Raw genomic sequence first — 20,309 nt, forward strand, 5'->3', positions numbered from 1 at the left:
TGCCGTTCTCCAAACCTGCCCACGCCGCAACACTGCAAGGCATCCCAAGCAGCCTGCGGAGAACAACAACAATGCTGACGATCTATTCGGACGATCATCATCTGCACCACGGCCGTTGTGAATTGATGGACGGGCAATTGATGCCCTGCTTCGAAATGCCCGCCCGCGCCGAACATGTGCTGCAGCGGATCAAGGACCGCCAGCTCGGCCCGGTGCAAGCGCCGCAGGACTTTGGCCTGGCCCCCTTGCAACGCATCCACAGCCGCGAGTACCTGGACTTTTTCAAAGGTGCCTGGTCCCGTTGGGTCGAGTTCGGCCAGGACGGCGACCTGCTGCCCTATACCTGGCCTGCCCGTACCTTGCGCGCCGTCATGCCCACCAGCCTGCACGGCCAGTTGGGTTACTACAGCTTCGACGGCGGCGCGCCGATTACCGCCGGCACCTGGCAGGCAGCCTACAGTGCGGCGCAGGTGGCACTGACCGCGCAACAGGCGATCCAGCAAGGCGCCCGCAGTGCCTTCGCGCTGTGCCGGCCACCGGGACACCACGCCGCCAGCGACTTGATGGGCGGTTATTGCTACCTCAATAACGCCGCCATCGCCGCCCAGGCATTTCTCGATCAGGGCCACAGGAAGGTTGCGATCCTCGATGTGGATTACCACCACGGTAACGGCACCCAATCGATTTTCTATGAGCGTAGCGATGTGCTGTTCACCTCGATCCACGGGCATCCGGAAGCCGAGTTTCCGTTTTTTCTCGGCTATGCCGATGAGCTGGGCGACGGGGCCGGAGAGGGTTTCAACTTCAACTATCCGTTGCCGGCCGGTTCGGGCTGGGACACCTGGTGCGCCGCACTGGAACAGGCTTGCCAGGCCATTGAGGGCTACGGCGCCGACGTCATTGTGGTGTCCCTGGGCGTCGATACGTTCAAGGACGACCCCATCTCGCAGTTCAAGCTCGACAGCCCCGACTACCTGGCCATGGGCAAGCGTATCGCCCGCCTGGGCAAGCCGACGCTGTTCGTGATGGAAGGCGGCTATGCGGTAGAAGAAATCGGCATCAATGCCGTCAACGTTCTCGAAGGTTTTGAAGGGGCAGTCGAATGAATCTGTTCAAGTCACTTGTGCTCTGCGCCGCCGTATTAAGCACTGCCGCGCACGCTGAAGAAAAAACCCTGCGGGTCTACAACTGGTTCGACTACATCACCCCCAAGGCCCTGGACGACTTCAAGGCTCAAAACCCGTCGATCAAGTTGGTCTACGACATCTTCGACACCAACGAAGCCCTGGAAGCCAAGCTGCTCACCGGCAATTCCGGCTATGACGTGGTGGTGCCGTCCAACGTGTTCCTGGCCAAACAGATCGAGGCCGGCGTGTTCCAGGCCCTGGATCGCAGCCAGTTGCCGAACTGGAACCACCTCGATCCCAAGTTGATGAAGCTGATCGAGGCCAACGATCCGGGCAACAAATTCGCCGTGCCCTACATGTACGGCACCATCCTGATCGGCTTCAACCCCGACAAGGTCAAGGCCGCACTGGGCGCCAATGCACCGGTGGACAGCTGGGACCTGATCTTCAAGGAGGAGAACATCAGCAAGCTCAAGCAATGCGGCGTGGCGCTGCTGGATTCACCCTCGGAGATCCTGCCCCTGGCGTTGCAGCACCTGGGCCTGGACCCCAACAGCAACAACCCCAAGGACTATGAAAAAGCCGAAGCCTTGCTGCTGAAAATCCGCCCGTACATCACCTACTTCCACTCCTCCAAGTACATGGCCGATATTGCCAACGGCGACATCTGCGTCGCCGTCGGCTACTCCGGCAGCTTCTCCCAGGCCGCCAATCGCGCCAAGGAGGCCAGGAACGGCGTAATCGTCGACATGCGCCTGCCCAAGGAGGGCGCGCCGATCTGGTTCGACATGCTCGCCATTCCCAAAGGCGCAAAGAACCCCCAGGACGCCTACACCTTCATCAACTACCTGCTGCAACCGCACGTCATTGCGCCGATCAGTGATTTTGTCGGCTACCCCAACCCGAACAAAGACGCTAACGGGCAGGTGGACCCGGCGATCCGCAACAACCCCAACCTGTACCCCACCGAAGCCGCGATGGCCACGCTCTATACCTTGAAACCCCTGGGACGCGACGCCGAACGCGCCAGGACCCGCGCCTGGTCCAAAATCAAGTCCGGGACCTGAGCAAACGTGGCCGGGAAGTGCGCTTCCCGGCCATGATGACTTATCTACCGACCCACCGGCCGCAGCGCCAATTACCTTGCAGCTCTTCATGCCGACCCAGGCCAAGGAGCTGCAGATGCCCAACGATTCCCCCCTTAGCAACAATCGCCCGCCCAGCAGCTATGAGCTGCTGACGCAACTGAGCGTCGGCCCGTCGATCCGCGACGTTGCCGCCAACCTGTTGCGTTCGTCCCTCATGGAGCAATACCCGACACTCGCTATCGACCCTGACCTGGCCATGGTCATCACGCCACGCTGGCGCATCGTTGGCGATGTCATCCAATCCGCACCCGCCACCGCGCAATCGCTGACCTCGGTGCTGGCCAACCAGGCTCTGGCGCCCGAGCCGGTGATCTATATCGACGGCGAACATTTCCTCACCCTGGAGCCCGAGGCCAAGCCCGCCGTGCACCTGCCGGTGCAGATCGATGCCATTGCGCGGCTGATCAATGAGCTGGCGGCGCTGATCTTTACCGCCTTCCAGGAGCAGCAACTTGATTACTGGAACGCTTCCACCGGCCTGGCGGGCCCACGCTGGCAAACGCTCTCCCATTCCCTGCGCAAAGTCTGGAACGTCACCGCGCAGGACGGCTGGGATGAACACGATTGCGCCATGGCCAGGACGTTGTTCCACTTTCCGGACCGGGCCAAGCGTCGGAACTTCGACATATTCCAGACACACGCTTACCTGATCGATATAGATGGCCTTAAAAACAACCGCTCCACTCACGTCGGCCTGTCGGATATCGCGGTGCTGATCGGGGTACATGAGCAACGCCAGCGGGTCCTGACGTATTCGCTGATCAACGGCTACGAGAAATTCGAGTCACTGCAAAAGCTCGGCGAAGCCTTGCCCGCGGCACTGACTCAAGCTGATGGGGAGGTAACCGTGCAATGGCGATTGTACGAACCCGCCGGGGATTTTTTCGACAGCCTGGCGTGCAACCTGATCGCCCTGCAATTGCAGGCCATCGGATCAATTGGCTCCGCCGACCTTGAAGCACCCGCCACGGCTGCGGTCACCGGCCAGGCCGTCGCGCGCATCCTGCCGGTGATTGAAGACTTGAGCGATCACTCATTGTCGAGCATCCACCAGATCCACGCGCAACTTCCCGACTGGCTTGCCAATGCCTCGGACCTGGACGTATCGACCTACAGCCGTTACGTGATCGAGCTGGCGGAACTGCATACCCACAACCACGGGCAGTCTTTCCAGGACGGTATCCCGCCGATCCGCGACTACGCCAGGCAGCAACTGCAAAACCGGATCAAGGCCCATGCAAATGGCGCGAGCCTGAACCTGGACAAGATAGAGATCAGCATCGAAAGCCCGGTGGTCTGGGGCACCTTCGTGCTGCCCGGAACCAGTGACATCACCCGGCGCAACCTGATCGACCTGGCCCTGGAAAACCTCACCGGGCTGCCCACCGGTACGCCCAGCGTGCACTACAACGGCGGCGAGGGGCCGCAATGGCTGACGTACAACTACCTCAAGGACGTGATCGAAACCCTCGACATCGGTGAGCGTTACCCGACGCTGATCAAACACACCTTGCTCGACGACCCCGTTCAATCGAGGCTTCGGCAAACCCTCTACACCTCTCACTTGCGGGTGCAACTGCCACTGCTGGCCTTGCAGTGGAAAATCCAGGGCCTGCACGGCATCGATGATCGCGGTTATCGCTATATCGCTGCCGCGGTGCAGGAACACGCCCATGAACGGCAGGTCGAGGGGCAAGAGATCGTTATTCGGCGCCTGGCGTTCATTCCCACCCTGCGCACCAGCCAGGCGCAGGATGGGGTGGCGAATATGTTTGTGATCGGCCCCCGCGACCACACCCAAGGCCCGTGCCTGTTGTACCGCCCACTGCTGGAGCCGGTGCTGATCCAGTACCCGTCACGGCAAAACCTGTTGTACGCCATCAAGCATCACCGCACCCTGCGCGACTCGGTACTGGCCTGGCTGGCCGAAGATGTGCGCTTCAACTACGAGCAGTATGTCTTCCCTGCCGCATTACCTTCGCCGTGGACCGTGGTGCGCGGGTTGGTGGAGCCGCACGTGGTGGTGCAAATGAGCGGCCCCCTGGCCTTGAGCGATGAAGTGGTGGGCAACGACAGCCTGGCGACGCTGTTCAGGGACAACGCCAACGCGATGGTTGAATTGGCGACGCGGCAATCGGTGTCCAACGCTCAGAAACGCTGGGCAAGCTATCGAGAAGCCGGCTGGCTGATTTTCAGCGCGGCGTTGCCATTCATGGGCCGCACCGTGGGCATCGCGGCCTGGATCTGGCAAATCATGGACGACCTGCAGGCGACCGCCCAGGTGGAGCCGGAGCCTGACGGGCAGGTGTCCTGGACAGCCCAGGTGGATCTGCTGCTCAACCTGGGCATGGCCCTGGTGCTGCACGTCGCCCTGCGCCATCCGCCGATGCGAAAGACGTCCAAGGCCACGCTGCCGAAACATGAAGCCACCCCGACCCAGGCGCCTGAAACCAGACTGCCGCCGGAGCACCGGATCCCCGTGATGCGCCGCCCCGACTTGCCCGACGCCGAACCGCCCGCTCGCCATCAAGGCCCGCTGTACAACAGCGGCGCACTCCAACGCTCACCGACAAGCCTGGGGGCCACACTGGACCGCTTCAAAGTGGCCAGGCCCGAGGGACTGGGGGCGGCCGTCAAAGAAGCAGGGCCGCACCTGCATCTCTATGCGCTTGGCGATAAATGGTACGCGCCGGTGGGCGCACGCTGGTTCGAGGTGGCGGTGGATGAGCACGACAATGTCATGATCGTCGACCCGGGCCGCTCCACTCACATCGGCCCGCTGCTGGTGAGCAACCTGGCCGGGCAATGGTTTGTCGACACTCGCCTGCGCCTGCGCGGTGCCGGTTTCAGGAATCGCCGACAATCGGCTCGCGGCAAGGTACCTTCGCGGATCACCGACCTCCGGCAGAAACTCAACCAATTCGATGCTGACGAACGGCGCGGGCAAGCTGAAGTCGCCCAGGCCCACGCCGCGATAGACCCGGTGCCCGGGCCCTCCTCCGATCGCCAGCGCCAGGCATTCCTCGACAAGGTCGACAGCCGCCTGGCCGACTATGACGTGCCCATTCGCCAGTTACGTTCGCTGAATGTCATCGATTCGGTACCCAACTACCAGAGTTCGATGATCGACTACCTGAACAAACAACTGCTGCTGACCCGCTCGGCCATCGCGGAACGCTTGCCGGTCTTTCGCGACAAGTTGCTGGTGTCGGTGGAAGACATGGAAGCCCTCACCTCCCTGGACATCAAGCAGCGTAACGAGATCGCACAGACGATGGCGAAGCTGAACCTGGATATGATCAACCGCATGGAGTATGCGCAATCGCGCTATCGCCAGCTGGAAAGCCTGGGCATAGAGGGCGCCAAGGTCATCCAGACCAGCGTGCAGGCCCTGCCCGACTTCAAGCTGCACGACCTCAAGGCCATGCAACTCACCCTCAGCCGCTACCTGTGTATTGGCGAAGGCAGCGGGGAGGCCTTCACCGACGCCCGGGCACAACTCAATGACATCGTGGATACCGCCGATCTCACGGTGCAAACGTGGATCGAGACCCTGGTGGAAACCAGCATCAGCGACCTGCACGAGCGTATTGAAGTGCTCAACAGCCTGGTCGACCAGTTCGCGATTGTCGACCAACGCCTGCTGGACCTGCACGCCGAACACCCGGAACAGGTGCAGCGAGACCCCCTGGAGAACCTGCGCCAACGCATCGATGAATTCAACCAACAGGCGGTGCATGAGCTGGCGCTGTTGATCAGGCAACGAAAAGCCCTGGAGCCCAAGCCTGGCCCATCAAAAGCCCCCCCGACACCCAAGCGCAAAGTCATCAAGACACGCTTCAACGGGGTGGTGGTGGGCGAGCCCCGTGAAGCCGAAAGCGGCCTGGTGGACGTCAAGGCCCCGGTGACGGGCAAGCTCATCGCGACCTTTCACGAAAAAACCCCTGGGGTCTGGGTTGAACGCCAGAGCACACCTTCAAGCCCCCGTGAGCCCCAGGTAATCGACCTGGGCACCCGCATCGACGCCGCCCAGAGCCTGCTGAATGAAGAGCCCGCCGCCACCCTGCGCACCCTGGACCACGCGAAGAAAGCCGGACGTATTCCGGTGGAAATCGAAGAGATGTTCCACCAGTACGCCGCACGCCTGGAACACGCAGTGGCCACGATCGAAGAGGCGCTGACCCGGCTCAACCTCACGGAAAGCGACCGCCCGCCCGCCGCCGCCCTCAACCGTCGCCTCAATGACGCCGCACAACGGCTATACGAACTGGGCACAAGCACTCGCATCAGCATGACCAAACAACAACCACCCACGGCGGCACGGGTGGAGTGGCTGCACAGCCAAGGCCTGGTGAAAATCGCCAAAGTGGTCACGCGGCGGCGGCTCAAGGGCCCCGGCAAAAACTACCTGGACGAATACGAGGTGCGTGACCACCAGACCCATGCGGTGCTCTGGTATGCGCACTTTCACTATGAGTCTCCCCAGGCGGCGCTGGAGCACTACACCGCCGGCCACCTCAAGACCCGCGACCAGCAGAAGCTGGGGGGCGCTGTGCACCGCACGGGCTTGAGCGACCGTGACCAGATCGCGATTTATCGCAGTGAAATCAGCCCGACCCTGGCCCGTTCGTTGTTTTTCCAGGCCTGACCGTCAATCGTGCTGCCAGGCCCTGCGCAACGTTGCCAGGGCCTCGGCAACGGCCGCCTCGGGTACGGCGGCAAACCCCAGCACCAGGCCGGCACGCTGGTCTACTGGAGTGCTGGGGTGCGCCAGCCAGTAACTGCTTAAACCATTGACTTCGACGCCCACGGCACGGGCCTGCTCAAGCAGCTGTTGCTCGCGGGCCAGGCTGTCCACGCGCACGGTCATGTGCAGCCCTGCGGCGATAACGGGCAACTCGCCCACCCCCGGCAGACCGCGCGGCCACCCGGCGAGCAAGGCATTGCGCCGGCTCAATGCCGCGCGCCGCATCCGGCGGATATGCCGCTGGAAGTGTCCGGCCGCCATAAACTCGGCCATCACCGCCTGGGTACTGACTTCCGAGTGGCGCATATCAACCGCACGGCGCCGTGAGAAGGCATCGACCAGGCCTGGCGGCAACACCAGATAGCCCAGGCGCAAGGCCGGGAATGCGACCTTGCCGAAGGTGCCGACGTACAGCACACGGCCGCTGCGGTCGAGCGCGGCCAGGGGCGCCAGGGGTGCGCCGCTGTAGCGGTATTCGCCGTCATAGTCGTCCTCCACGATCCAACCGCCGGTGCGCTCGGCCCAGGCCAGCAACTCCAGGCGCCGCGCCAGGCTCATCACCACGCCCAGCGGGTATTGGTGGGAGGGCGTGACATAGGCCAGGCGGCAATCACCCAAGGTATTCAGGACCTGGCAATCGATGCCGTCGCTGTCCACAGGCACGCCCTGCAGATTGGCACCGGCCAGTGCGAACGCGTGCCCGGCGGCCCGATAGCCCGGGTTTTCCACCGCCACCCCGTCACCTGGCTCCACCAGCAGCTGTGCACAAAGACTGATTGCCTGTTGTGCACCGCTGGTGATCACTATTTGCTCAGCCGTACATTGCATGCCCCGTGAGCTGCGCAGGTAAGCGGCGATCAAGCCGCGCAGGCGGCTGTCACCCGCCGGGTCGCCATAGCACAGCTGCGCCAGGTCCGGCTTGCGCCAGAACGCCCCGTTGAGCTTGGCCCAGACCTCGAACGGGAATAGATCGAAGGCTGGCACGCCCACGCGAAATGCCTTGGGCGGCCCCGCCGGCGGCTGTGGCAAATGGTGACTGTGCACGCGCCCCAAGGCCGGCCTGTGGATAACTTCGCCGTCGAGATCGTGCGGCAAATCCAGCCATTTTGTGGATAAGGCTGGGGATAAGCTTGTTGATAAGCCTGTGGATACTTTTGTGGATAGTTTTTTTGCCGTGGGCAACTGGGCGACATAGGTGCCATCACCCACACGGCCTTCGACAAACCCCTCGGCGTACAACTGATCGTAGGCGCGCACGACGCTGTTGCGGGAAATCAACAGCGCAGCGGCCAGGTCGCGGCTGGCGGGCAGGCGCGTACCGCTGGCCAGGCGCCCATCCAACACGCGCTGACGCAGGGCTTCATAAAGCTGGCGCGTCAAGCCTTGGCGTCGATCCAGCTCGATACCGGCAGGGTTGAAGGACAGCGGCGGCGAAATGGGCGACATCATATTGGACCTATGAAATTGGCCGAAGATGGCTCTTACAACGAACCATTAGCCTGCCTAGGATGCAGGCATTCGCCAAGGAAAATATTCATGTACACACCACGCGCCTTTGCCCTCGACGACTTGCCCGAAATACAGCAACTGATCCAGCACACACGCCTGGCGCAGTTGGTCACCTTTGGCGAGCAAGGCCTGCAGGCCAGCCACTTGCCGCTGCTGCTCAACCCGGATGAAGGCCCCAACGGCACGCTGTACGGGCACCTGGCCAAGGCCAATCGGCAGTGGCAAGACCTGCAAGACGGCAGCGAAGCTTTGGTGATCTTTGCCGGCGCCGAGGCCTACGTCAGCCCAGGGTTTTACCCGGCCAAGGCTGAGCACGGCAAAGTGGTGCCCACCTGGAATTACATCGCGGTGCATGCCTATGGCAAGGCCGAGGTGTTTACCGATGCCGATCGCCTGCTCGGCGTGGTCAGCGCCCTCACCGACCGCCACGAGGGCAACCGCGCCCAGCCATGGAAGGTCAGCGACGCCCCGGCTGATTACATTGACGGCATGCTCAAGGCCATTGTCGGCTTCAGCCTGCCGATCGAGCGTCTGATCGGCAAACGCAAACTCAGCCAGAACCGCAGCGCGGCGGACATCGCCGGCGTGCGCGACGGCCTGGCCGCCAGCGCCGATATACGCGACCAGACCCTCGCGCGCTTTATTCCCCAAGGAGTTTCAGAATGAGCCAGATCGAGATCCGCCAGGTCACCGCAACCGACCACGCCGCCTGGCTGCCGCTGTGGCAGGCGTACTTGACGTTCTACAACACCGAACTGCCGGACGCCGTCAGCCACAGCACCTGGCAGCGCCTGATCGATCCCCGTGAGCCGACCCACTCCGCGCTGGCCTGGCAGGATGGCAAGGCGGTGGGCATGGTCAACTTCATCTACCATCGCTCCAACTGGAGCATCGAAAACTCCTGCTACCTGCAGGACCTGCTGGTGGACCCGGCCCAGCGCGGCACTGGTGTCGGCCGTAAACTGATCGAGTTCGTCTACGCCACTGCCAAGGCCGACGGCTGTTGCAAGGTGCACTGGCTGACCCACGAGACCAACGCCACCGCAATCCGGCTCTACGAGCGCATCGCCGAACGCCCTGGCTTCATTCAATTTCGCAAAGGTCTTTAAGGAGCGCAGCATGTCCACTTCCCTCGCCGACTGGAAAGGCGTCCCGGCGCCCACCGCGCAACTGCTCGAAGGGCGCTTTATCCGCCTGGAAAAACTCGACCCGGCCCGCCACGCCGATCAATTGTGGCAAGCCCTCGAAGGCCCCGGTGCCGACCCCAAGTTGTGGGATTACCTGCCTTACGGCCCGTTTGCCGAACGCGCCGCGTTTGATGCGTGGTTGAACAACCATGCGGCGAACAGCGACCCGTATTTCTTCAGCGTGGTCGACCGTGCGTCCGGCCAGGTGCAGGGCATCCTCAGCCTGATGTCCATCGTCCCGGCCCAGGGCCGTATCGAAATCGGGCATGTCACCTTCGGCGCGCCGATGCAGCGCTCACCCAAAAGCACCGAGGCGGTGTATCTCTTGGCCAAATACGCGTTCGAACAGGGCTACCGCCGCCTGGAGTGGAAGTGCAACAACGGCAACGCCCGCTCCAAATATGCGGCGGAGCGGTTGGGGTTCAGTTTTGAGGGGGTGTTCCGCCAGCATATGGTGGTGAAGGGGCAGAACCGCGATACGGCGTGGTATTCGATCCTGGATTCGGAATGGCCGACGGTGGGCGCGGGGTTTGAGGCGTGGTTGTCGGAGGCGAACCAGGCAGGTTCCGGGCAGTTGAAGGGCCTGGCGGAGTGTCGCCGCCAGGCGCTTTAAGGCTTAGTCCAGCTTCTGGGCCAGCACCGCAATGTGCTCCGGCCCGATCCCGCAGCACCCGCCCAAGTGGCTGGCACCGCGCGTTTTCCAGTCCGCAGCCCACTGCAGGTAGCCCGGTGGGTCGAGATCCTCGCGCAAGGGGTCCAGGCCATCATTGGCCGTGGCTTCCTTGGGCTGGGGCGGGAAGGCATTGGCATAGGCGCCGATCCGAATCGCCACGCCCAACCGCTCGAAGGTCTGGCGCGCGGCATCGATCGCCGCGCCGATCACTTCCGGCTGGCTGCAATTGAACAGCAACACTTGCACACCCAACTGCGCCGCCGCTTCGGCCGCGTCCGCCACCGGTTCGCCGGAGCGCAGGCGCGGTACTTCGTCGGTGTCTTCGTCCTTCAAGGTAAACGACAGCCAGAACGGCTTGCCATCCTTCGGCAGGCCCGCATGAATCGCCCGCGCTTCAACGATTGAGCTCTGGGTCTCCGCCAGCCACAGGTCGACATGGGGTGCCAGGCCCTGCACCAGTGGCGTCAGCAACTCAGACACGCGCTGCGGCTCGAACAGATCAGGCCGATACGAACCAAACAACGGCGGCAACGAGCCGGCCACACGCACGGCCTTGCCCGAAGCCTGCACCGCCCGTCTGGCCAATTCACCCGCCAGCGCCGCCAGGGCCTGGCCTTCGGCAGCAAAGCGCGCCTCGCCTATATGGAACGGCACCACCGCATAGCTGTTGCTGGTAATCACGTTGGCGCCACTGTCGATATAGGCCGCATGCACGGCCTCCACCGCCTGTGGCGCTTCGCTCAACGCCAGCGCCGACCACTCCGGCTGCCGGAACGGCGCACCGCGGCGTTGCAGTTCACGGCCCATGCCGCCGTCCAGAATTACTGTGTTCCCTGCGGCCATATGCTTTTTACTCATAAGCTTATGAAAATAACTCACTATGAGAGTCGTTCTTATAACTATTTAATACGTTCAATTCGGTTCATAACAACTCTTTTTTATTCAGGTGCCCGTTTTGAAACTTAAACCGCTATTGGCCTTGGGCCTGACGATACTGGCTGTCTCCACCCAAGCCTTTGGCGGCGCGACCCTTGACCGGGTTGAGAAGAAAAAGGAACTGGTGGGCGTGCTGATGGAAAGCTACCCGCCGTTCTCGTTCCTCAACGACCAAAACCAACTCGACGGCTTCGACGTCGATGTGGCCAAGGCCGTCGCGCAAAAGCTCGGTGTGAAACTGCGCCTGGAAACGCCGTCTTGGGACGTGATCGCCGCCGGCCGCTGGAGCGGGCGCTATGACATCTGCATCTGCTCCATGACCCCGAGCAAGGCCCGCGCCGAAGTCTTCGACTTCCCGGTGGAGTATTACGCCTCCCCTGCCGTGATCGTGGTCAATGCCAAGGATGACAGCATCCACGGAGCCAAGGACCTGAGCGGCAAGAAAGTCGGCCTCACCAGCGCCTCCAGCTACGAGAGCTACCTGAACAAGAACCTGGTGATCGAAGGCGCCGAGGACACCCAGTTGCAGTACCCGTTCGAGAACGTACAGATCGCCCCGTACGACACCGATAACGTCGCCTTCCAGGACCTCGGCCTGGGCGCGGGTGTGCGCCTGGATGCGATCCTGACCAACCTGGTCACTGCCCAACCGCGCCTGGACCAGGACAAACGCTTCAAACTCGCCGGCGCAGCGCTGTATGCCGAACCCAACTCGGTGGCCATCGAAAAAGGCGACGCCCAGTGGGACGCCAAGGTGCGTGAGGTATTTGCCCAGTTGAAACAGGACGGCACCCTGAGCAAACTGTCGCAAAAATGGATCGGTGCCGATATCAGCCAATGAGTGTTCCCCCAAAACCTGCGCGCGCCCTGCTGGGCTTTCGCACGCGGCTTTACCTGACCTGGGCGGCGCTGTTCGCCCTGTTTGCCAGTTTCTTCCTGAGCTTTGACCTGAAGTTCTCGATCATTCTCGAGAAGCTGCCCAACCTGGTCGGCCTGCACCTGGCACCCAATGGCTTCCTGCAAGGCGCAGCGCTGACGCTGTTCCTGTGCCTGTGTGCGATTGCCGCCTCGTCGGTGCTGGGCTTTATCACCGCGCTCGGGCGCCTGTCCAAAAGTGCCGTGGCCTTTGGTATCGCCAGCTTCTACGCGTCGTTTTTCCGTGGCACGCCGTTGCTGATCCAGATCCTGCTGATCTATCTGGGCCTGCCGCAGCTGGGGCTGGTGCCGGGCGCCATCGTCGCGGGGATCATCGCGCTGTCGCTGAACTACGGCGCGTACCTGAGCGAAATCTTCCGCGCCGGCATCCTGGGCGTCCCTCATGGGCAACGGGAAGCCGCATTGGCTCTGGGCATGCGCGACAGTACGATCTTCTGGCACGTCACCCTGCCCCAGGCCATGCGCACCATCGTCCCGCCGGCGACCAACCAGTTCATCTCCATGCTCAAGGACTCGTCGCTGATCTCGGTGATGGGCGTGTGGGAAGTGATGTTCCTGGCGCAATCCTACGGGCGCTCCAGTTATCGCTACATCGAGATGCTGAGCACCGCGGCAATCATCTATTGGGTCATGTCCCTCGGGCTGGAACTGATCCAGGCGCGGATGGAACGCCATTTTGGCAAAGGGTATGTAAAACGAGGGTGAGGTCAGTCAAGTAACAATCGACCGCCACCTTAGTGCGCCAATCCTGTGGCATTCTTTTCCGCATCAGGCTAGAGACATCTCCCGCAAACGAGCACTGCCTGGCCTGACAGTTATCCCCCGAGTGCCCCGCTAAATTCCCCGCCTCATACATCAAGAGGTGGGTTTACATGCCGCTCATTCAGAAACAACTCGTACTCGCCATCACCCTCGCGCTGGGGGCCACCTGCGCTCAATACGCACAGGCACGGGGCGACATGGAGCCAGACAGCGAATGGTTCGATCCGCTCGCGGAGCACAGCGAGAAAAGCCCTTATGAACCGGCCCTGCCCGCGCCCGATAACTTCTACTTCGCTGACCATGCCACCAGCCGCAATGGCCTGAGCGTCGCCCGTGTGCTCGACGCCGCGGTGGATGACCTGCTGGCGTCGGACGAACTGAACGAGTGGGAAAAATACCGACTTGAGCAATACGGCGAGTACCTGGGCAGCCTGGAGCCAGGGCGATTGGGTGCGGTGCTGGAACAATTGGCGGGTAGCCAGAACGCCAACCTGGGCAGTGCCACCCAAAACAGCATGAAACAATTGAACGCCAGCCTGCTGTCCGCAGTACGTCAGTTGAATAACGACACCGACGAGGGCAGCCGTGTATGGCTCAAAGCCTGGGGCGGCGCCGGTACGCTGGATGCTCAACACGCAAGCGTTGGGTTGAAGCAACGCAGCCAAGGCTTGCTGCTGGGCGCCGACTGGTCGGCCGACAACGCATGGCGACTCGGCGTGGTGGGCGGCAAGTCGGGCAGTGACCTGAGCGCCAAACGTTTCAAAGGCGAACTGGACAGCTGGCATCTGGGCGCTTATGCGGTGCGCCAGGACGGGCCGCTGGCACTGCGCCTGGGCGCGCTCTACAGCAGGCATAGCGGGCAGAATCAACGCAATGTCGATTTCGACTTCATCAATGACCGCGAACACCTCACGGGCAAGTACACAGCGCGCAGCCAAAATGCCTTCGCCGAACTGGGCTATCAGTTCCACACCGGTGGCTTACGCGCCGAGCCCTTTGCCGCACTGGGTTTCCAGCGTTATCAGCGCGACCGCTTTGTGGAGAAAGGTGGCTATAGCGCACTGGATGTCGGTGCACAGACCCAGCAAAACCTCAGCAGTACCTTCGGCCTGCGTTTGACCCGCGACTTTGCATTGGGCAACCAAATGACGCTCAAACCGCACCTGAGCACCAGCTGGAAACATCTGTATGGCGACATCGGCAGCCGGGTGCGCCAGTCCTTCGCCTGGGAAAAACGCGAGGACTTCGACAGCTCGTTCACCATCGGCGGCACCTCACTGGACCGTAACAGCCTGGCGCTGCGTACCGGCCTGGACATGGCGCTGTCGGACACACACAGCGTGGGCCTGACCTATTCCGCCGAGTTCGGTAGCCACAGCCGCAATCAAGGGGTGATGGGCCAGTGGGCGATAGCGTTCTGAGCCATGAGGTAGCCTGATCATCAGGCAAAAAAAAGGGGAGCACCTGCCCCCCCGAGGATTAAACGGTCGTGTCGAAGGCTGGATCAGCCTTCGATTTCAATCAGGATTTCGCCAGGGTTCACCCGGTCGCCCTTGGCCACATGAACGGCGGTCACCTTGCCGGCAATCGCAGCCTGAACTTCGGTTTCCATTTTCATCGCTTCGGTGATCAGCACGGCCTGACCGGCCTTGACCACGTCGCCTTCCTTGACCAGCACATCGACGATATTGCCCGGCATCGCCGTGCTGACATGCCCCGGCTCGCTGGCCTGCTTGCGCTTGCTGCTGCCGCCGCCGACGAATTCGTTGAGCGGTTCGAACACCACTTCTTCCGGCATGCCGTCGATGGACAGGTAGAAATGGCGCTTGCCTTCGGCTTTCACACCGACACCGGTGATGTCCACGCGGTAGCTTTCGCCGTGCACGTCGATGACGAACTCGGTCGGCACGCCTTCACCACCGGCACGGGCCACACCGCCGGCTTCAGGGATAGGCAGCAGTACCTCAGGTGTCAGGGTGCCGGCGTCGCGTTCCTCGAGGAACTTGCGCCCGATGTCCGGGAACATGGCGTAGGTCAGCACGTCTTCTTCGGACTTGGCCAAGGCGCCGATTTCGCCGCGCAGCTTGGTCATTTCCGGCTTGAGCAGATCGGCCGGGCGCACATCGATCACGTCTTCGCTGCCGATGGCCTGGCGACGCAGCTTCTCGTTCACTGTGCCCGGCGCCTTGCCGTAGCCGCCTTGCAGGTACAGCTTCACTTCGTTGGTGATGGTCTTGTAGCGCTCACCGGCCAGCACGTTGAAGAACGCCTGGGTGCCGACGATCTGCGAAGTCGGGGTCACCAGCGGCGGGAAGCCGAGGTCTTCACGCACCCGTGGAATTTCAGCCAGCACTTCGCTCATGCGGTTCAGAGCGCCCTGCTCTTTCAACTGGTTGGCCAGGTTGGAAATCATCCCGCCCGGCACCTGGTTGACTTGCACACGGGTGTCGACGGCGGTGAATTCGCTTTCGAACTGGTGGTACTTCTTGCGCACGGCATAGAAGTACAGGCCGATCTCTTGCAGCAGTTCCAGGTCCAGGCCGGTATCGAATTCGCTTCCTTTAAGGGCGGCGACCATCGACTCGGTGCCCGGGTGGCTGGTGCCCCAGGCGAAGCTGGAGATCGCGGTGTCGATATGGTCGGCACCGTTTTCGATCGCCTTGAGTTGGCACATCGCGGCCAAGCCGGCGGTGTCGTGGGAGTGGATAAAGATCGGCAGGCTCTGCTCGGCTTTCAGCGCCTTGACCAGTTCACCGGTGGCGTACGGGGTCAGCAGGCCGGCCATGTCCTTGATCGCGATCGAGTCGCACCCCATGGATTCCAGCTGCTTGGCCTGGGCCACGAAGGCCTCGACAGTGTGCACCGGGCTGGTGGTGTAGGCGATGGTGCCCTGGGCATGCTTGCCGGCGGCTTTGACCGCTTCGATGGCCACGCGCAGGTTACGCACGTCGTTCATGGCGTCGAAGATGCGGAATACGTCGATACCGTTGACGGCAGCCTTGGCCACGAAGGCCTTGACCACATCGTCGCTGTAATGGCGGTAGCCCAGCAGGTTCTGGCCGCGCAGGAGCATTTGCAGGCGCGTGTTAGGCAACGCGGCACGCAGTTTGCGCAGGCGCTCCCACGGGTCTTCCTTGAGGAAGCGTACGCAGGCGTCGAAGGTCGCGCCGCCCCAGACTTCCAGGGACCAGTAGCCGACTTTGTCGAGCTTGTCGCAGATCGGCAGCATGTCGTCGGTGCGCATGCGGGTCGCCAGCAACGATTGGTGGGCGTCGCGCAGGATGGTGTCGGTTACGAAGATTTTTTTAGTCATTGGAATGTTCCTCACAGGCCTGCGTGGGCGGCGATGGCGGCGGCGATGGCCAGGGCCAGCTCTTCGGGTTTGCGCTTGATCGAGTAGTTGGTCAGCTCAGGGTGGCTTTCCACAAAACTGGTGTTGAACTGGCCGCTGCGGAATTCCGGGTTACGCAGGATTTCCTGGTAGTAGGCGGCCGTGGTCTTCACGCCTTGCAGGCGCATGTCGTCCAGGGCGCGCAGGCCGCGGTCCATGGCCTCTTCCCAGGTCAACGCCCAGACCACCAGCTTCAGGCACATGGAGTCGTAGAACGGCGGGATGGTGTAGCCGGTGTAGATCGCCGTGTCGGTGCGCACGCCGGGGCCGCCGGGCGCGTAGTAGCGAGTGATCTTGCCGAAACTGGGGAGGAAGTTGTTCTTCGGGTCTTCGGCGTTGATGCGGAACTGCAACGCAAAACCACGGTGCTGGATGTCTTCCTGTTTCACCGACAACGGCAGGCCCGAGGCGATGCGGATCTGCTCGCGGACAATGTCGATCCCGGTGATTTCTTCGGTGATGGTGTGCTCCACCTGCACCCGGGTGTTCATCTCCATGAAGTACACCTCGCCCTCGGCGAGCAGGAACTCCACGGTGCCGGCGTTCTCGTAGCCCACGGCCTTGGCCGCACGCACCGAAAGGTCGCCGATGTAGGCGCGCTGTTCCGGGGTGAGCTGCGGGCTCGGGGCGATTTCGATGAGCTTCTGGTTACGGCGCTGGATCGAACAGTCGCGCTCGAACAGATGCACCACGTTGCCGAAGCTGTCACCGAGGATCTGCGCCTCGATGTGCTTGGGATTGACGATGCATTTTTCCAGGAACACTTCCGCCGAACCGAACGCCTTGGTGGCTTCGGAGATCACGCGAGGGAAGGCTTGCTCGAGTTCTTCGCGGCTGTTGCAACGGCGGATACCGCGACCGCCACCACCGGAGGTGGCCTTGAGCATCACCGGGTAACCAATGCGGTCGCCTTCGGTCAGGGCCTCGGCGATGTCGGCGACGTTGCCTTCGGTGCCGGGCGTGACCGGCACACCGGCCTTGATCATGCTGCGGCGGGCTTCGGTCTTGTCGCCCATGCGGCGAATCACTTCAGCCGAAGGGCCGATGAATTTGATTCCACGTTCGGCGCAGATGTCTGCCAGCTCGGCGTTTTCCGACAGGAAGCCGTAGCCGGGGTGCAGCGCATCGCAACCGGTTTCCACCGCCAGGTTCACCAGCTTGCGCGGGTTCAGGTAGCCGGCCAGCGGCTCGGCGCCAATGCTGTGGGCTTCGTCGGCACGCTTGACGTGCAACGCATGGCGGTCGGCGTCCGAGTAAACCGCGACCGAGCGAATGCCCATCTCGGCGCAGGCACGCACGATTCGTACGGCAATTTCACCACGGTTGGCGATCAGGATCTTTTTTATCACTTGGAAATTCCCTTGAGCCGATTGCTGCGTTCTTCGACCCGCTGGAGCCGGGTCGGCGCGTGACTAAATGTTTCAAGCCAGTCGCAGCCACACACTAAGCCCGTGGAGGGATTAACAAAAATCAATAATTATTGGGTCGCTCATAAGTAAAGACTTATAGTTGGCCGGTCGACCTGGAGCGAGAGGATTTGATTAATGCGTAAGTCATTGATGCGTATGACATTACGTCAATTGCAGATCTTCAATGAAGTGTGCGATTTACGCTCTTACAGCCGCGCGGCCGAGGAAATGTCTCTCACCCAACCGGCCGTGAGCCTGCAAATTCGCCAGCTTGAAGAGCTGGTCGGCCAGCCGCTGTTCGATTATGTCGGCAAAAAGCTCTACATGACCGAGGCTGCCGAAGCCCTGCAACGGGCCAGCCGGGATATTTTCGGGCGCCTGGAAAACCTCGATATGCAGTTGTCGGACATGCAGGGTTCGTTGCAGGGCCAGCTGAAGCTCGCGATTGAATCCAGCGCCAAGTACTTCGTGCCGCACCTGTTTGCCGCGTTCAAACGCCAGCATCCCGAGGTGCAACTGCACTTGACGGTGGTCAACCGCGCCCAGGTGATCCGCCGCCTCTCCGACAACCGTGACGACCTGGTGATCATGTCCATGGTGCCCCAGGACATGGGCCTGGAATTCCTGCCGTTCCTCAACAACCCGATCGTGGCCGTGGCGCCACCCGATCATCCTTTGAGCCTGCAAGGGCCGTTGCGTTTGCAGGACCTGGAACCCTACACGCTGTTGCTGCGCGAACCGGGCTCCGGCACGCGACTGGCCTGCGAGGAGTATTTCAAGGAGAAACGCGTGCACTTCACCCAGACGGTGGAAGTGGCCTCGGCCGAGGCGCAACGTGAATGCGTATGCGCCGGGCTGGGCGTGGCCTTGCTGACGCGCCATGCGGTCAATATGGAACTGGCCACCGGCGGGCTCAAGGAGCTGCCGGTGGAAGAACTGCCGCTGTACCGCAGCTGGTGCCTGGTACAGGCCAAGGCCAAGCGCCTGTCACCGGTGGCCCATGCGTTCCTGGGCTTTATCCGCAGCGAACGGGTGCAGATCAGCGCGTTGGCTGAACGTTTCGCTGGGCAGCCGCGGGTGCCTGCCAGTGGAGTTCCGGGTAGTCACTGATGCTCTGCTGCAGCTGGCGCTGGTCGCAGCGGTCTTCGATTGCGCGACGGAACGCCATGCGGCGCTGGTCTTCCTGTTGACGACGGGTCTTGACGGAGCTGTTGCTGTCTTCGTAGGGCCGGGCCATTTGGAGTCTCCCAATGCGAGTACGGGGAGTACAGGATGGGTTGTAGCGATGACGGTTTAACGGCGCGGGGGTTACAGGACGATGAATCTTCCGGATAGGTAGACAAACCAAATGTGGGAGGAGGCTTGCTCCCGATTACGGTACATCAGCCGATTTCTCTTTGACTGACCCACTGCTATCGGGAGCAAGCCCCCTCCCACATTTTGAGCGTGTATGGCCCTGGATCAGTCGTCGAGGGCTTTGACGGACTTGGGCGACAACCGCAGGCTGCGCAAGCTGCGCTTGACGCTCTTGAGGTGGTTGACCAGGCTCGGGCCCCGCGCCATGGCCACGCCCATCGCCAGCACGTCGATCACCACCAGGTGCGCGATACGCGACGTCAGCGGGGTGTAGATCTCGGTGTCTTCGTGCACATCGATCGCCAGGTTGACCGTGGACAGCTCCGCCAACGGCGTCTGGCTCGGGCACAAGGTAATCAATGTCGCGCCGCTTTCACGCACCAGGTTGGCCGTGATCAGCAGGTCTTTGGAGCGGCCCGACTGGGAAATGCAGATCGCCACGTCGGTCGGCTTCAAGGTCACCGCCGACATCGCCTGCATGTGCGGGTCGCTGTAGGCCGCGGCGGTGAGCAGCAGGCGGAAGAACTTGTGCTGGGCATCGGCCGCCACGGCACCGGAAGCACCGAACCCGTAGAACTCGACACGCTGGGCCTGGGACATGGCAGTCACGGCCTTTTGCAGCTCCACCGGGTCAAGCTTCTCGCGCACCTCCATGAGCGTGTGCAGGGTGGTGTCGAAGATTTTCAGGCTGTAGTCGGCGACGGAATCGTCTTCGTGAATCGCAAACTGGCCGAAGCTCGCGCCGGCGGCCAGGCTCTGGGCCAGCTTGAGCTTCAAGTCCTGGAACCCGGAGCAACCGATGGCGCGGCAGAAGCGCACGATGGTCGGCTCGCTGATGCCCACGCTGTGGGCAAGGTCGGCCATGGAACTGTGCATCACGGCCGCAGGGTCAAGCAGCACGTGATCGGCAACCTTGAGTTCCGATTTGCGTAACAGGTGGCGCGACTGGGCGATATGTTGCAACAGGTTCAAAGGGCAGGACTCTTGTTATTGGCAGGGCCAGGGATGTAGCAAGCTTGTAGTTATACTACAAGAATTGCCGTTTTGCCCGCCCGATGCATCACTAAATCGCCCTGATGCCCTTTGAATCAGCGGGCAGCTGCCTTGTAGCCATATGGGCGTGCGGAC

General features: G+C 62.0%; 16 protein-coding genes. 10 read left to right on the forward strand and 6 right to left on the reverse strand.

The window, feature by feature from the left end; translation table 11 throughout:
- The first annotated feature begins 71 nt into the window (after nucleotides 1-71).
- The 3 genes from AC07OT_RS10440 (at nucleotide 72) to AC07OT_RS10450 (ending at nucleotide 6,923) form a co-directional block, all read left to right on the forward strand.
- A complete protein-coding gene (locus tag AC07OT_RS10440) occupies nucleotides 72-1,106 on the forward strand; it encodes a histone deacetylase family protein (RefSeq protein WP_495108013.1) in 1,035 nt (344 codons plus the stop codon).
- On the forward strand, nucleotides 1,103-2,194 hold the full coding sequence (locus AC07OT_RS10445; protein WP_495108014.1) for a polyamine ABC transporter substrate-binding protein: 1,092 nt from the start codon (nucleotides 1,103-1,105) through the stop codon (nucleotides 2,192-2,194). The genes AC07OT_RS10440 and AC07OT_RS10445 overlap by 4 nt, the downstream gene beginning before the upstream one ends.
- A gap of 115 nt (nucleotides 2,195-2,309) precedes the next feature.
- Nucleotides 2,310-6,923, forward strand: a complete 4,614-nt coding sequence (locus AC07OT_RS10450; RefSeq protein ID WP_495108015.1) for a dermonecrotic toxin domain-containing protein — start codon at nucleotides 2,310-2,312, stop codon at nucleotides 6,921-6,923.
- A gap of 3 nt (nucleotides 6,924-6,926) precedes the next feature.
- Here the strand turns inward: AC07OT_RS10450 and pdxR are convergent, their stop codons facing one another.
- On the reverse strand, nucleotides 6,927-8,468 hold the full coding sequence (gene pdxR, locus AC07OT_RS10455; protein WP_495108016.1) for a MocR-like pyridoxine biosynthesis transcription factor PdxR: 1,542 nt from the start codon (nucleotides 8,466-8,468) through the stop codon (nucleotides 6,927-6,929).
- Between the two features lie 90 nt (nucleotides 8,469-8,558).
- On the opposite strand from pdxR, the gene AC07OT_RS10460 reads away from it, so the two are divergent.
- The 3 genes from AC07OT_RS10460 to AC07OT_RS10470 are packed head-to-tail and all read left to right on the forward strand — an operon-like array spanning nucleotide 8,559 to nucleotide 10,331.
- Complete coding sequence (locus tag AC07OT_RS10460) at nucleotides 8,559-9,197, forward strand: FMN-binding negative transcriptional regulator (RefSeq protein ID WP_495108017.1); 639 nt, start codon at nucleotides 8,559-8,561, stop codon at nucleotides 9,195-9,197.
- Complete coding sequence (locus AC07OT_RS10465; RefSeq protein ID WP_495108018.1) at nucleotides 9,194-9,640, forward strand: GNAT family N-acetyltransferase; 447 nt, start codon at nucleotides 9,194-9,196, stop codon at nucleotides 9,638-9,640. Before AC07OT_RS10460 ends, AC07OT_RS10465 begins: the two co-directional genes overlap by 4 nt.
- A 10-nt stretch (nucleotides 9,641-9,650) precedes the next feature.
- Entirely contained in the window at nucleotides 9,651-10,331 is a 681-nt protein-coding gene (locus AC07OT_RS10470) for a GNAT family N-acetyltransferase (RefSeq protein ID WP_115485436.1), read from the forward strand.
- Nucleotides 10,332-10,334: 3 nt separating this feature from the next.
- On the opposite strand, the gene AC07OT_RS10475 is transcribed toward AC07OT_RS10470, so the two are convergent.
- Nucleotides 10,335-11,234, reverse strand: coding sequence for a homocysteine S-methyltransferase family protein (locus AC07OT_RS10475; RefSeq protein WP_495108019.1), 900 nt, complete (start codon nucleotides 11,232-11,234; stop codon nucleotides 10,335-10,337).
- 112 nt (nucleotides 11,235-11,346) lie between these two features.
- On the opposite strand from AC07OT_RS10475, the gene AC07OT_RS10480 reads away from it, so the two are divergent.
- From AC07OT_RS10480 to AC07OT_RS10490, 3 genes are all read left to right on the forward strand, one after another.
- Nucleotides 11,347-12,168 (forward strand): ABC transporter substrate-binding protein, encoded by an 822-nt coding sequence (locus tag AC07OT_RS10480; protein WP_495108020.1) that lies wholly within the window; start codon nucleotides 11,347-11,349, stop codon nucleotides 12,166-12,168.
- A complete protein-coding gene (locus AC07OT_RS10485) occupies nucleotides 12,165-12,968 on the forward strand; it encodes an amino acid ABC transporter permease (protein WP_495108021.1) in 804 nt (267 codons plus the stop codon). Before AC07OT_RS10480 ends, AC07OT_RS10485 begins: the two co-directional genes overlap by 4 nt.
- Before the next feature lie 167 nt (nucleotides 12,969-13,135).
- Nucleotides 13,136-14,446: an autotransporter outer membrane beta-barrel domain-containing protein gene (locus AC07OT_RS10490; RefSeq protein WP_495108022.1), complete on the forward strand. Its 1,311-nt coding sequence runs from the start codon at nucleotides 13,136-13,138 to the stop codon at nucleotides 14,444-14,446.
- Nucleotides 14,447-14,529: 83 nt separating this feature from the next.
- Here AC07OT_RS10490 and oadA read toward each other — a convergent pair whose 3' ends face one another.
- Complete coding sequence (gene oadA, locus AC07OT_RS10495) at nucleotides 14,530-16,338, reverse strand: sodium-extruding oxaloacetate decarboxylase subunit alpha (RefSeq protein ID WP_115485432.1); 1,809 nt, start codon at nucleotides 16,336-16,338, stop codon at nucleotides 14,530-14,532.
- Nucleotides 16,339-16,349: 11 nt separating this feature from the next.
- A complete protein-coding gene (locus AC07OT_RS10500; protein WP_003213442.1) occupies nucleotides 16,350-17,765 on the reverse strand; it encodes an acetyl-CoA carboxylase biotin carboxylase subunit in 1,416 nt (471 codons plus the stop codon).
- A 195-nt stretch (nucleotides 17,766-17,960) separates the two neighbouring features.
- On the opposite strand from AC07OT_RS10500, the gene AC07OT_RS10505 reads away from it, so the two are divergent.
- A complete protein-coding gene (locus tag AC07OT_RS10505) occupies nucleotides 17,961-18,935 on the forward strand; it encodes a LysR family transcriptional regulator (protein ID WP_027608220.1) in 975 nt (324 codons plus the stop codon).
- Here the strand turns inward: AC07OT_RS10505 and AC07OT_RS10510 are convergent.
- Entirely contained in the window at nucleotides 18,865-19,062 is a 198-nt protein-coding gene (locus AC07OT_RS10510) for a PA3496 family putative envelope integrity protein (protein WP_074848013.1), read from the reverse strand. The two genes, AC07OT_RS10505 and AC07OT_RS10510, sit on opposite strands and share 71 nt — an antisense overlap.
- A 224-nt stretch (nucleotides 19,063-19,286) precedes the next feature.
- Entirely contained in the window at nucleotides 19,287-20,153 is an 867-nt protein-coding gene (hexR, locus tag AC07OT_RS10515; protein ID WP_010168370.1) for a transcriptional regulator HexR, read from the reverse strand.
- Nucleotides 20,154-20,309: the final 156 nt, after the last annotated feature.

This window comes from Pseudomonas sp. GW821-FHT09C10 (assembly GCF_059418085.1).

Excerpts from the sequence above, each read along its gene's own strand:
- AC07OT_RS10440 (WP_495108013.1), top strand. The coding sequence starts at position 72 with ATGCTGACGATCTATTCGGACGATCATCATCTGCACCACGGCCGTTGT.
- AC07OT_RS10445 (WP_495108014.1), top strand. The coding sequence starts at position 1,103 with ATGAATCTGTTCAAGTCACTTGTGCTCTGCGCCGCCGTATTAAGCACT.
- AC07OT_RS10450 (WP_495108015.1), top strand. The coding sequence starts at position 2,310 with ATGCCCAACGATTCCCCCCTTAGCAACAATCGCCCGCCCAGCAGCTAT.
- pdxR (WP_495108016.1), bottom strand. The coding sequence starts at position 8,468 with ATGTCGCCCATTTCGCCGCCGCTGTCCTTCAACCCTGCCGGTATCGAG.
- AC07OT_RS10460 (WP_495108017.1), top strand. The coding sequence starts at position 8,559 with ATGTACACACCACGCGCCTTTGCCCTCGACGACTTGCCCGAAATACAG.
- AC07OT_RS10465 (WP_495108018.1), top strand. The coding sequence starts at position 9,194 with ATGAGCCAGATCGAGATCCGCCAGGTCACCGCAACCGACCACGCCGCC.
- AC07OT_RS10470 (WP_115485436.1), top strand. The coding sequence starts at position 9,651 with ATGTCCACTTCCCTCGCCGACTGGAAAGGCGTCCCGGCGCCCACCGCG.
- AC07OT_RS10475 (WP_495108019.1), bottom strand. The coding sequence starts at position 11,234 with ATGGCCGCAGGGAACACAGTAATTCTGGACGGCGGCATGGGCCGTGAA.
- AC07OT_RS10485 (WP_495108021.1), top strand. The coding sequence starts at position 12,165 with ATGAGTGTTCCCCCAAAACCTGCGCGCGCCCTGCTGGGCTTTCGCACG.
- AC07OT_RS10490 (WP_495108022.1), top strand. The coding sequence starts at position 13,136 with ATGCCGCTCATTCAGAAACAACTCGTACTCGCCATCACCCTCGCGCTG.
- oadA (WP_115485432.1), bottom strand. The coding sequence starts at position 16,338 with ATGACTAAAAAAATCTTCGTAACCGACACCATCCTGCGCGACGCCCAC.
- AC07OT_RS10505 (WP_027608220.1), top strand. The coding sequence starts at position 17,961 with ATGCGTAAGTCATTGATGCGTATGACATTACGTCAATTGCAGATCTTC.
- AC07OT_RS10510 (WP_074848013.1), bottom strand. The coding sequence starts at position 19,062 with ATGGCCCGGCCCTACGAAGACAGCAACAGCTCCGTCAAGACCCGTCGT.